An 11,365-nucleotide genomic window follows, 5' to 3' on the forward strand; every position below is an offset into this window, starting at 1 on the left:
ATGCCGACGTCAGATTCGCGTGGAGTCGGCGAGGGACTTACCGCGGGTCTCGGGCGCCCACGCGGCACTGACCGCGAGACCGACCACGGCGATCGCGGCAGCGCCGAGCATCGTCGGACCGATGCCCCAGCGGTCGAGGGCGATCGGGACCATGTAGGTACCGATCGCCCCACCGACCCGGCTCAGTGACGACGCCAATCCCACCGCACTGCCCCTGATTTCGGTCGGGAAGAGTTCGTTGGGGTACACGAGTTGAAGGACCTGGGCGCCTCCGGTGAAGATCGCATACGTCGCGAACAGGCACAGGATGACGGGTACGGGACTGCCCGGGAACAATCCCAGCAGCAGCAGGGTCAGCCCCGACCACGCGAAGCTGTGGATCAGCAGGGTGCGGCGACCGAGCTTGTTGATGGCGGTGAGCGCGAGGACGCAGCTGACCAGGAGCAGGATCGTGATGACCGCGGAACCCATGTTCGCCACCCGCCCGTCGAGGCCGAGACCGGCGAGGATCCTCGGCCCGAAGGCGTACACCGCGAACAGCGGCACCACCGACGCCGTCCAGAAAGTGGTGACGAAGGCGATTCGTCCGAGGTAACCCGACTTCCGGAGCGGGCCGATTGCCCCGGCGGAGCGCCCGGACTCGACCTCGAGTGTGGCGTGGGGGCCGAAGACTTTCGTGATGATCGCGTCGGCTTCGGCGACACGTCCCTTGCCGGCGAGCCAGCGGGGCGACTCCGGTGTTCCGGCGCGGGCGAGCACGGCGAGAGCGGCCGGGACCGCGGCGCTGGCCAGCACCCACCGCCAACCCTGATCACCGACTCCGCCGACGATGTCACCGACCACATAGGCGGACGCGGCACCGAGGAACCACATCACGGTGAGGGACCCGATGAAGGGGCCACGATATTTTCTCGGGGTGAACTCCGTCAGAAGTGAGGCGGCCACGGGATAGTCCGCCCCGATCGCCACACCGATCAGAACCCGGAGCAGAAACAACCACCAGAAGTCGTCCACCCAGAACTGCGCGACCGAGAATACGACGACGGCGATCAAGTCGAACGAGTACAGACGACGGCGACCGAAGCGGTCGGTGAGCCGACCGCCGAGGAATGATCCGAGGAAGATGCCGATCGTCGCCGACGCCGCAACGAGGCCCTGCTGCGCCGAACTCAGACCCCACTGCGGCGTGATCTGCACCGTGGCGATGCCGATGATGCTCAGCACGTATCCGTCGAGGAAGGGACCCCCGCCCGCGTGGAGGGCGAGCCGTTTGTGGAAGGGCAGCAGCGGGGCATCGTCGACGAGGAAGGACTCTGTCCGGGCGTGAGGTGGCTGGTCCATCGGGTTCTCCTGAACTGATTGCCCACAGGGGCCGTCTTCGGGCTCGCATGACGAGGGGCGCGTCGACACGCACACGGAACCCGCGCGTGCCCTGTGCCTGCGCCTCGGTGAGTATGCATGCGCCGCGTGTTCGTCGACCATCGGCTCGGGCCGACACGGTCGTCCCACTGGGTTGTGATTCATAAATTCCTGAGCAGGAAGGCAGTGCAACGTACCAGCTCAACCGCCTCGTGCCCTGCTCTACTATTTACGAGTCGATCGCGGTGAAAGGGGTGCAGGCGTGCCACTGTCCGACGCGGAACGACGTGCACTCGAGCGCCTGGTGTCGGCGCCGGGCACCCCGCAGGCGCTGGCCCTGCGCGCCCGCATCGTTCTGGCGAGTTCCGAGGAGTCGATTTCCACAGTCGCTCGCTCCCTTGGGGTCTCACGCAACACGGCGTCGAAATGGCGGACCCGATTCGCCACGGACGGGATCCGGGGGCTCGAGGACCTGCCGCGGCCGGGTCGCCCCACCGCGGCAGGGGACGACTTCCCTCGTGCAATCCTGGGTATGCCGCTGCAGCGACCGCCGGCCCGCGGGTGGACGACACGCGCGATCGCCGAGGCACTCGGCACCAACCAGGCGGCGGTGAGCCGGGTTCGGCGCCAGTGGTTCGCAGATCGGCCGGACCTCGTCTCCCGTGCGGTCCTGGACTCGGCGCACTCGATGGTGCTCGCGGCTGTCGTCATCGATCCCGGCGTGCGGGTTCTCGTCTTCCACCGGCCGGCGACGCCCGCCGCGCGACCGCACGGCAGACAGACGATTCCGCTCACCGAATCCGTCCGTGTTCTGCTGTCCGCCCAGTTCGCCTTCCCGCGCGACACCCCGGCCACCGGGAACGACGTCTCCCCCATATTGTCGACCGCATTGGGTGAGGTCGACGCCGCGGTGCCGCCGGATCGGCCGATCACCGTGCTCGTCGACCGTCCGTCACCGCCTCGGGTGTACCGCTGGCTCCACCGGCATCCCCGATTCCGGGTGTACGACGTCGACCGCGACTCGTGGCTCGCGCAACTGGACTCGATCACCGCAGTCCTCGACCCTCGGCAGTCACCGGAACTCCTCGATCTCGCACACCGGGTGCGCGACTGGGCGGAGCAACCAAACACACCTTTTTCCTGGGTCCGCGCCTCACCCACCCGTACCCCCCGCCGGCCCGCGATCGAAGACCGCCGGTCACGTTCCCCCTCACCGAGATTGGCGTCGGCAGTGGTCGACGCGCTACGCGAGTCGCTCGCGACCGGCGCGTTCCGGCCCGGGCAGCGCATCGCCGAACAGCCTCTCGCCACTCGGCTCGGGGTCTCGCGCGGGCCGATCCGGGACGCCCTGAAGATCCTCGCCGAGGACGGACTGATCGAACTCGAGCCGCACCGCGGGGCGTACGTGCCCCTCCCCACCCAGCGCGACGTCTACGACACCTACACCGCCCGAGGCCCCCTCGGAGCCCTGCTGCTCCGCCGCGTCGCCACGAACGGATCATCCCGTCTGACCGCGGCGAAAGACGCGATCGACGACCTCGTCCGGCACGCGGAAATGCACGACGTTGCCGGCACCGGCGACGCCGACATCCGGTGGCAGGACGCCCTCGCCGCCGCGGCCGACATGCCGAGAATCGAGAAGATGTTCGTCCGCCTGTCGCTGCAGTTGCGGATGTTCGTCTCGATTCTCGGTCTCGAATACGCGTACTCGGTCGACGAGATCGTCGCCGATAACACCGCGATACTCCTCGCTCTCGAGGCCCACGATCCCGACAAGGTGACGCGGCTCTGGCGCCGCAAGATCGACAACGCCGTGACCTACATGGTCGGACAACTCGGCCATCTCGACATCGACCCGGCACACCACGGCTCGGAGTGAACTGACGGCGCCTCGCTGACGGTCCTCACCGAAATCAGGGCCAGCGACGCGTCACGAATGGACCACAACTCCAGAACTCATCTGCGGCAAACGCCTTTGCGAGTGGACCGGATCGTACGGCTGGTACTGAGCCCGATACTTATTGTTCTATGCCGAGAGACGGGTGATCTTGGCGAGGGTGTCGCCCAGCTTGTCGGCCGCGAGGTCGAGATCGTAGCGGTCCTGGATGTTGAGCCAGAACTGTGCGCTGTTGCCGAACACCTTAGCCAACCGCAGCGCGGTATCTGCGGTGATCGACCGCTTGCCGAGCACGATCTCGTTGATCCGTCGGGGCGGAACACCGATGATCGTGGCCAGGCGGTTCTGCGTGACACCGAAAGGCTCGAGGAAGTCCTCACGGAGGATCTCGCCGGGGTGAATGGGACTCAGGTCCGTAGTCATTGTCGGTGTTCCTTTCCCTGGTCGGAGGGTGGTGGTTCTCCGTCAGGTGGTCAGTGATAATCGGTGATTTCCACGTCGTACGCGGCGGTGGCACGCCAGACGAAACAGATGCGGTACTGATCATTGATCCGAACGCTGCACTGGCCCACTCGATCCCCGGAGAGCTTCTCCAGGCGGTTACCCGGGGGAACTCGCAGGTCGTTGACGTCGGTGGCCGCGTCGATCAACAGGAGGCGCCGGCGCGCGATCCGCTGAATGTCCTGCGGGAGCTTCTTCGAGAACTGCCGGCGAAACACCCGTTCGGTCTCTTTCTCGGCGAACGATTCGATCACCCGCCCTAGCATAACGCAGTGCGTTAATAACGCACAACGTTATACATGTTCCGGCTCCGGCCGTTACCATTGCGTCGAATCGTCCGTCCGAGAGCCAGGGGTGCCATGCCAGAGTTGGATAAGGCGTTTGCCGATGCACAGGAGAACGTCAACAAGCTCACTTCGCGGCCGGACAATGATCAGCTGCTGCAGCTGTACGCGCTGTTCAAGCAGGGGTCGAAGGGTGATGTCGAGGGCAAGCGGCCCGGTCGGTTGGACATGGTCAAACGCGCCAAGTACGACGCCTGGGCCAAGTTGACCGGTACGAGCAGCGCCGACGCCAAACAGGGCTACGTCGACCTGGTAGCGCGGCTCACGCAGGGCTAGGCAGTAAGCACCAGGTTCGCATCTTCTGCGGTCTCGGAGCCGCCGATCCGGGTCACGAGGCGGGCGATCGCGTCGGCAACCGCAGTCGGTTGTTCGAGGATCACCGAGTGGCCGGCGCCGTCGATGCAGACGAAGTCGGCGCCGCCGACCTGCGCGGCGATCGACACCGAGTGGGTGGGCGGCGTCATCAGATCCGCGGACCCGCACAGCACGAGCGTGGGAATCGCCGAGAGCGCGGGCAGCGTCGCGGACTCGTCGTAGGTCGCGAACGAGTTCAGGAAGCTGGTCATCGTCACGATCGGGGTCTGGTCGTGCATCGCGATCGCAAGCTCGGCGGCGTGTGGGCTGACCTTCCGGTCGCCGAATTCGGCCCCGCGGATGACCGGTGCGAAAACCTTGCACCCGAGTCGCTTCACCTGCTCCATCGATGTCGGTGCAAGGCGCACGGCCGCCTGGACCCAGGACAGAACCGGGGCGCGCAGCAGTCGGCCGAATCCCGCGTCGGCCAGCCCACTCGCGGCGGTCGCGATCAAGCCGATCCCGACGATGCGGGGGCCGATCTCATGCGGATATTGGCGGGCGTAGGTCAGTGCGGTCATTCCACCCATGGAGTGTCCGACCAGAACGACCGGATCGGTGGGGGCGACGGCGTCCAGTACCGTGTGGAGGTCGCGGCCCAGCTGCTCGAGGGTGTAGGTCGCAGCAGGCGCCACGTCGGAATCGCCGTGTCCGCGATGGTCGTAGCTGACGATCCTGGCGTCGGCGTACTGCCGCATCAGCTCATCCCGCACCGCGCTCCACGATTCGGCACTCAGGCAATGGCCGTGCAGCAGGACGACCGTCACGGGGGCGTCGGTGGGGCCGTACTCGCGAACCGCAAGCGTGACACCGTCGTCGGTCGAGACTGTGGTCCTGCGCCGGACCGGCGTGGGGATGATGCTCTCGATCGACATGACGACCTCCCTCCTCCGTGCAATGACAGGTTCTACTGTCCATCGCGCAGGTTCGGGAGATAAGCACCCCGAGTGCCGGCCTCGGTCACCCGCGGGTGACCGTCCCGCCACCCAGGGGTGGGTCCGGTCTACGACGGCGGCGCAGGCCACGGATGGTCGGGGCTGACGATCTTCACGATCTCCGTGAAGAAGTTCCACACACCCAGCGGATCGACGTTCGAATTGACCAGCACCACCACGGTCTTGCCCTCCGGGGGAAGGTAATAGGCATAGCTCTGGAAGCCCGCGATGTTTCCGTTGTGGCCGATCCAGCCGTTCTGGTATTCGACCCCGAGTCCGTACAGCGAACCCGTTCCTTCCGACGGCGCCGGCTGGAACTGCTCCCGTTCGTGCTGCGTGGCCGGCGAGAGCATCGTTCCTTCTGCCAGGTCGCGCACCCACACGCCCAGGTCGTCGAGTGTGGAAATCATGTTGCCCGCGCCGAATCCCCACGACGGGTTCCAGTCGGTCGCGTCCACCGTCGCGCCGTCGGATGTTGCCGAGTATCCCTGGGCGTGCGGTGACGGCAACGCCGCAGTGGTGGGGACCGAGGTGCCGTCGAGTTTCCCGGGTTCCGTGATCCGCTCCGCGACGTAGTTGTGCAGCAAGAGGCCGGACACCTTCTCGACCACGAGACCCAGGAGGAGGGTGTTGGTGTTGGAGTAGTCGAACGCGGTTCCCGGCGCGAAGAGGGGTGGATGGCTGAAACTGATCGCGAGCAGTTCCTGAGGTGTCCATTGGCGCTGTGGCTGACTCGGGAGCGCCGGAATCACCACCTCGCCGTAGTCGAACAGCCCACTGCGCATGGCCGCCAACTGGCGGAGGGTGATCGCCTCGCCGCCGGGGACGTCGGGCACATACCTGCCGATCGGATCGTCGAGGCCGACTTTTCCCTCGTCGACGAGTTGCAGCACGGCGGTGGTGGTGAAGGTTTTGGTGAGACTGCCGACGCGCATGAACAGGTCCGGCGCCATCGGGTCGCCGGTGGCGGTGTCGCGTACCCCGAACGCCTGCACGTAGGGCGCTGCGCCGTCCTGCCAGACACCAACGATCACCCCCGGAACCGAGGCGTTCTCCATCGCCGTCGGGATGGTTTCGGTGAGTTGTGTATCGGGCAGGACCGGTGCATCGTCCGATTCACCGCATCCCGCCAGTCCCGTCGCCAGGACCGCCAGCACGGCTGCCAGTCGGCGCACCGAGGATGTTCGTGCCACCCCGCTCTCCCCTCGCTGTCTCGAACCTCGACCTGCTCGTAGCCGTGCGTGGAACGCTGTTTCCAGTATGGGCGGCCGTACCCGGCCGGGGAGGCGGATTACTTCGAGCGAACCGTCGCCGACGAGTCGGGTGGCGTGTTAGAACGAACGAGTGGCACTCGGCGAACAGATCGAGATCGACACTCGGACGCGCATGATCGTGGGTCAACCGCTCGACATGGCCGCGCAGCAGCCGGACGTGGGCAATGTGATCGTTCACCGAGCCGGAGATCTCCTGGTGCTCGTCGACAGCGGGGTGACCACCGCTTTCCGCGACGCGATCCGATCCGCCGCCGCCGACCTCGCCCCGTGGTCGAAGATCCTGCTGCTCACCACCCACGGTCACCCCGACCATGTCGGGAACAACGACCTCGTCGACGACCTCGGCGACGGACTCGACCGCTCGAACGTGCAGCACTTCGTCAGCGCACACGACGCGAGCCAGTACCTCGATGACGGTCTTCCCTACTGGATCACGAGCCTCGAGCGCGTGTCCGGCCTGGTGCCGGGGTTCGAGGATCCGGCCGACGCAGCTCGCCGGCTCCTCGCCATGTACCGGCCCTACGTTCCCGTCACCGACGTCACCCGGACCTACGAGGAACTCCCGCTCGAGCACCTCGTCATCGGCTCTCAACACGTGTCGGGCTGGTCGTTCGGAGACGGTGCCGTCCAGGTCGTCCGCACCCACGGCCACTGCGCCGGCCAGGTCGTCGTCCATCTTCCCGGGGCACGATTGCTGCACCTGTCCGACGAACCGAACGGGCCGTGCGGCGCGATGCACGACGCCAACCAGATGAACATCTTCGCCGCGGCCGCCCTGGCGCTGACGCTGGTCGAGACCGGCGCCGTCGACGTCGTCACGGAGGGCCACGCGTTCGAGGTATTCGATCGTCCGGCCGCCGCCGCGCGTCTTTCGGCGTTGCTCGATCAGGCTTCGGCGCTCGACGGCGCCGCACAGGCACTTCTCACCGATCGCATCGACGACCTACCGGCGTTCGTTCACGCCTTCATCGCGCGATCCCAGGAGCTGGGCGTGACCGGTGCGAATCCGAACCCCATGTTCAACACCATGATGACGATCGCCAAGTTGCGTGAGCTCGGCCTCGTGGCGAAAGGTGCACGCTCGCAACAGACGTGGACCCGACCCGTGCTCGACGACTGACGCGCGCGCCCTGCCCCTCGGGCGCGCAGGTCCACACCGGACGTGCCGGTCACTGCGCCGTGAGATGCGTCCTCGCCCACGCCGCCAGTTCGTCGAGGACCGGCATCAGTGACTGGCCTGCCTCGGTCAGCTGATAGGTGACCGACACGGGCGGCCCCTCGCAGACTTCCCGCGTCACCAGACCGGCCCCGGCCAGTTCGACGAGACGGTCGGAGAGCACCGAATCGCTGATGCTCCCGACCGATCGTCGCAGCCCGGAGAACGTCGCCGGGCCCGACATCAGCGTCGCCAGAATGACGCCGTTCCAGCGCTTGCCCAGGAACGTGAACGCCCTGGCGAGCGCGCCGTCGCACGCGCGCGGATCGTGGTGTTCGACGCCTGAGCTCATACCTCGACCTTAGCAAGGTGCTAGCATCCAACTGTCAACTAGTTTTTTACTAGTAACACTGTTGTTGCTAGTCACCGAGAGGGAAGAACCATGAGCTCAGACGTACAGACGCGACCGGAGCTGGACGAGGCGGGTCGCGCCCTGCTGTTCAGCGAGGCACGCACGGCCAACAGTTTCGCGCCCACCCCGGTGACCGACGAGCAGCTCGCCCAGATCTGGGACCTCGCGAAGTGGGCACCGACCGCGGCGAACACCCAGCCCCTGCGGATCGTTTTCGCCCGGACCGGCGAGGGTCGCGCGCGACTGCTGCCGCACATGAGCGAGGGCAACAAGGCGAAGACCGAGTCGGCGCCCGCGGTCGCCATCCTGGCCGTCGACACCCAGTTCCACGACCACATCCCGGCGTTGCTGCCGTTCCGGCCCGAGTTGCGCGACGTCTTCGAGGGCGACGCGAAGATGCGCGAGCGAACCGGCGACTTCAACGGCGCCCTCCAGGCCGGCTACTTCATCCTCGCCGTCCGATCACTGGGCCTGGCCGCAGGCCCGATGGCTGGCTTCGACGCCGCCGGAATCGACGCCGAATTCTTCCCCGACGGCCGCTTCCGGTCCATTCTCGTCGTCAACATCGGGCATCCCGGGGAGAACCCGTGGTTCGATCGGCTCCCCCGCCTGGACCCGGCCGACACCGTGTCCTGGGTCTGACTACTCGCTACTCGTCGGAACTCTCGCGACGGTGCGTCCCGCGCCGACCGGATCGAGGGCTGGGATCGACGGTCACCTCGTCCGTGTCGGCGAAGACGAGGCGCCCGTCGTCGAGTGCGATCGCCCACCGATGCGCCGGCGCCCACTCGTGCCCGGCGCCACCCGGCTCGGTGAGTGCCGCGTAGTCCTCGACGACCTCACCGGTCGCGTCGGCCTCCGCCTTCCTGCGGACCAGCACCCGCGTGCCGACGGTCAACTCGGGGACGGGCCCCGACCTGTCATCGCTTGTGTCGGCCATCGTGCACCTCTTCGTTCGGCGAACCTGGTCAGGAGCATAAGCACCTACGCGCCCCGGGGCGACCCGAGCCGCATATTTCGGGTGCAGGTGTTACTCACGCCTACAGGCACTTTGGCCGTGAAATGGATGCGGACCGATGAATTTCGCGCCGCCGGGCAGTCAACATGGAGTGAACGGCCCCTTCCGCACCTGTGGGAGACCGAGGCGACGAGGAGCGTGCCCACCGTGGACCACGAGAATGTGAGCGCCACCCTGACCGTCGCCGTGCCCGCCGCCACGGTGTTCGCGGTGCTGGCCGACCCGGGAACCCATTGCGCGATCGACGGCACCGGGTGGGTGCAGGACGCCGCCGACCGGGCGCCGCTGACCGAAGTGGGCCAGATCTTCCGGATGGACATGTACCACCCCGACCATCCGAACGGGAACTACCGCGTGGCCAACCAGATCCAGGTTCTCGACCCACCGCGCGCCATCGCCTGGCGCACCGGCGAAGAGAAGGACGACGGCCACCTCGAGTTCGGCGGCTGGAGCTGGCGCTACGACCTCGTGTCGCTCGGCCCGTCCGAAACCGAGATCACGCTCACCTACGACTGGTCGCCGGTACCGCAGCGCATCCGGCAGTACCTCCACTTCCCGCCGTTCGGTCCCGAGCATCTCGTCAACTCGCTACGGCACCTGGCCGGGCTTGCCGCGCCGACTTCCACAACATAGAACACGTGTCAGATCTATCGCCCGCGACGGCTCCCGCTGTAGCATTCGGGAATGAGTCGAGTAGGTAGCTACAGTGACGATGACGTGGCAGGTTGGCTGTCGATCTCACCCGAACTGGGTGGTGCGCTCGGCGCCTTCACGGATGCGGTATACAACCGGAACCGGTTACCGTTACGAGTGCGGGAGATCGCACGAATGGCGGTCGCGGAGGCCAACGAGTGCGCCGTGTGCCTCGGCACCCGCGACAGCAGCGGCGCCGACGCGGGCATCGACGAGCACTTCTACGATCACGTCCTCGAATGGGAGTCGTGGCCCGGGTACAGCGCGGAGGAGCGGACGGCGGCGGAGTTCGCGCACCGGTTCGCCACCGATCACACGGCGCTGCGCGAGGACGAGGACTTCTGGGCGCGGTGTCACGAGCATTTCACCGACGAGGTCCTGACCGACCTCGCGTTGTCGTGCGCGTTGTGGCTGGGGACGGGCCGGGTGCTGCGGGTGCTCGACATCGGGCAGACGTGCAAGCTCACACTCTGAGCGTGCCGGTGCTCATTCCCATTCCCGCTGCGGCAGGACGTCCTCCATGAGCCTGCGCAACGCGGGGTTCCGGCTGTCCGAGCGCCAGGCGGCGTTCATCTGGACGGGCCGGTCGCGGATCGCGGAGACGGGCCGGAACACGACCCCTTCCGGGTGCATCGTCTGCGCGGATTCCGGGACGAGGGCCAGACCCAGCCCGGACCGGACGAGCACCAGCATGGTGTGCACCTGCGTGACGTACTGGACATAGCGCGGGGAGGCACCGACGATCGTGAACGTACTGATGAGCAGTTCGTGGAAATACCGCGCGTCGACCGGCGAATACATGACGACGGGCTGGTCGTCGAAATCCTCCACCGCCAACTGCTCGGCGTCGGCGAGGGGATGACCCGCGGGCAGCGCGGCGACGAGCCGTTCGTGGTGGATGGGGCGGGTGTCGATGCCGGGCCGGGTGAGGATGGGGCGGATCAGCCCGAGATCCAGCTCACCGCTGATCAGCGATTCGATCTGCACCGACGTGACCATCTCCCGCAGAACGATTTTCACGTCCGGCAGCCGGTCGCGTGCGGCCTCGAGCAACCTCGGCAGCACCGCGTGCGCGGAGGCGCCGGTGAACCCGACGACGACGGTGCCGAGATCACCGGCAGGCACCCGCCGCACCGTCAGGGCGGCACTCTCCGACAGACTCAGAATGCGCCTGGCGTCGGGCAGGAACGCCGCCCCGGCGGCGGTGAGCGTGACGGATCGACTGGTGCGGTCGATCAGCTGCACCCCGAGTTCGCTTTCGAGCTGCTGGATCTGACGGCTCAGCGGCGGCTGCGTCATGTGCAGGCGCTCCGCGGCGCGACCGAAATGCAGTTCCTCCGCGACGGCGATGAAACACGACAGCCGTGCGAGGGAGAACATTCGATCCACTCCTTTACCTCGAGGTGGAACTCAATGTAGCCC

14 protein-coding genes are annotated in these 11,365 nt (G+C 66.9%); 6 read left to right on the plus strand and 8 right to left on the minus strand.

The genetic code is table 11. The features are described from left to right. Positions 1 to 9 precede the first annotated feature (9 nt). Complete coding sequence (locus ACFTZB_RS18480) at positions 10 to 1,341, minus strand: MFS transporter (RefSeq protein WP_378433410.1); 1,332 nt, start codon at positions 1,339 to 1,341, stop codon at positions 10 to 12. Between the two features lie 280 nt (positions 1,342 to 1,621). On the opposite strand from ACFTZB_RS18480, the gene ACFTZB_RS18485 reads away from it, so the two are divergent. Further along, positions 1,622 to 3,238: a GntR family transcriptional regulator gene (locus ACFTZB_RS18485; protein ID WP_378433411.1), complete on the plus strand. Its 1,617-nt coding sequence runs from the start codon at positions 1,622 to 1,624 to the stop codon at positions 3,236 to 3,238. A gap of 147 nt (positions 3,239 to 3,385) precedes the next feature. Here ACFTZB_RS18485 and ACFTZB_RS18490 read toward each other — a convergent pair whose 3' ends face one another. Both ACFTZB_RS18490 and ACFTZB_RS18495 read right to left on the minus strand, forming a co-directional pair. Beyond that, positions 3,386 to 3,679: a HigA family addiction module antitoxin gene (locus ACFTZB_RS18490; RefSeq protein WP_378433412.1), complete on the minus strand. Its 294-nt coding sequence runs from the start codon at positions 3,677 to 3,679 to the stop codon at positions 3,386 to 3,388. A gap of 50 nt (positions 3,680 to 3,729) precedes the next feature. Next, positions 3,730 to 4,011 carry a type II toxin-antitoxin system RelE/ParE family toxin gene (locus tag ACFTZB_RS18495; RefSeq protein WP_378433413.1) on the minus strand — a complete coding sequence of 94 codons (282 nt, stop codon included), beginning with the start codon at positions 4,009 to 4,011 and terminating at the stop codon, positions 3,730 to 3,732. 105 nt (positions 4,012 to 4,116) lie between these two features. Between ACFTZB_RS18495 and ACFTZB_RS18500 the strand changes: the two genes are divergently transcribed. Next, entirely contained in the window at positions 4,117 to 4,377 is a 261-nt protein-coding gene (locus ACFTZB_RS18500; RefSeq protein ID WP_378433414.1) for an acyl-CoA-binding protein, read from the plus strand. Here the strand turns inward: ACFTZB_RS18500 and ACFTZB_RS18505 are convergent. Then, positions 4,374 to 5,330 (minus strand): alpha/beta fold hydrolase, encoded by a 957-nt coding sequence (locus ACFTZB_RS18505; RefSeq protein WP_378433415.1) that lies wholly within the window; start codon positions 5,328 to 5,330, stop codon positions 4,374 to 4,376. The two genes, ACFTZB_RS18500 and ACFTZB_RS18505, sit on opposite strands and share 4 nt — an antisense overlap. 128 nt (positions 5,331 to 5,458) lie before the next feature. Beyond that, positions 5,459 to 6,583 carry a serine hydrolase domain-containing protein gene (locus ACFTZB_RS18510; RefSeq protein ID WP_378433416.1) on the minus strand — a complete coding sequence of 375 codons (1,125 nt, stop codon included), beginning with the start codon at positions 6,581 to 6,583 and terminating at the stop codon, positions 5,459 to 5,461. Positions 6,584 to 6,734: 151 nt separating this feature from the next. On the opposite strand from ACFTZB_RS18510, the gene ACFTZB_RS18515 reads away from it, so the two are divergent. Next, positions 6,735 to 7,784 (plus strand): MBL fold metallo-hydrolase, encoded by a 1,050-nt coding sequence (locus tag ACFTZB_RS18515; protein WP_378433417.1) that lies wholly within the window; start codon positions 6,735 to 6,737, stop codon positions 7,782 to 7,784. A 49-nt stretch (positions 7,785 to 7,833) separates the two neighbouring features. Here ACFTZB_RS18515 and ACFTZB_RS18520 read toward each other — a convergent pair whose 3' ends face one another. Beyond that, the gene (locus ACFTZB_RS18520; protein WP_378433418.1) at positions 7,834 to 8,172 is read right to left on the minus strand and encodes a winged helix-turn-helix transcriptional regulator; all 339 of its coding nucleotides are present in this window, start codon (positions 8,170 to 8,172) and stop codon (positions 7,834 to 7,836) included. Between the two features lie 90 nt (positions 8,173 to 8,262). Here ACFTZB_RS18520 and ACFTZB_RS18525 point away from each other — a divergent pair, with 90 nt between their 5' ends. Beyond that, positions 8,263 to 8,874, plus strand: a complete 612-nt coding sequence (locus tag ACFTZB_RS18525) for a malonic semialdehyde reductase (RefSeq protein ID WP_378433419.1) — start codon at positions 8,263 to 8,265, stop codon at positions 8,872 to 8,874. A 7-nt stretch (positions 8,875 to 8,881) separates the two neighbouring features. Here the strand turns inward: ACFTZB_RS18525 and ACFTZB_RS18530 are convergent, their stop codons facing one another. After that, the gene (locus tag ACFTZB_RS18530) at positions 8,882 to 9,172 is read right to left on the minus strand and encodes a hypothetical protein (RefSeq protein ID WP_378433420.1); all 291 of its coding nucleotides are present in this window, start codon (positions 9,170 to 9,172) and stop codon (positions 8,882 to 8,884) included. Between the two features lie 225 nt (positions 9,173 to 9,397). Here ACFTZB_RS18530 and ACFTZB_RS18535 point away from each other — a divergent pair, with 225 nt between their 5' ends. Together ACFTZB_RS18535 and ACFTZB_RS18540 are read left to right on the plus strand one after the other, a co-directional pair. Further along, positions 9,398 to 9,883 (plus strand): polyketide cyclase, encoded by a 486-nt coding sequence (locus ACFTZB_RS18535; RefSeq protein WP_378433421.1) that lies wholly within the window; start codon positions 9,398 to 9,400, stop codon positions 9,881 to 9,883. Positions 9,884 to 9,934: 51 nt separating this feature from the next. Beyond that, complete coding sequence (locus ACFTZB_RS18540; protein WP_378433422.1) at positions 9,935 to 10,417, plus strand: carboxymuconolactone decarboxylase family protein; 483 nt, start codon at positions 9,935 to 9,937, stop codon at positions 10,415 to 10,417. Between the two features lie 12 nt (positions 10,418 to 10,429). On the opposite strand, the gene ACFTZB_RS18545 is transcribed toward ACFTZB_RS18540, so the two are convergent. Beyond that, positions 10,430 to 11,323, minus strand: coding sequence for a LysR substrate-binding domain-containing protein (locus tag ACFTZB_RS18545; protein WP_378433423.1), 894 nt, complete (start codon positions 11,321 to 11,323; stop codon positions 10,430 to 10,432). Between the last annotated feature and the right edge of the window lie 42 nt (positions 11,324 to 11,365).

Origin of the sequence: Rhodococcus sp. NPDC057014 (assembly GCF_042673295.1) — a bacterium.
GTDB lineage: Bacteria > Actinomycetota > Actinomycetes > Mycobacteriales > Mycobacteriaceae > Rhodococcus_F.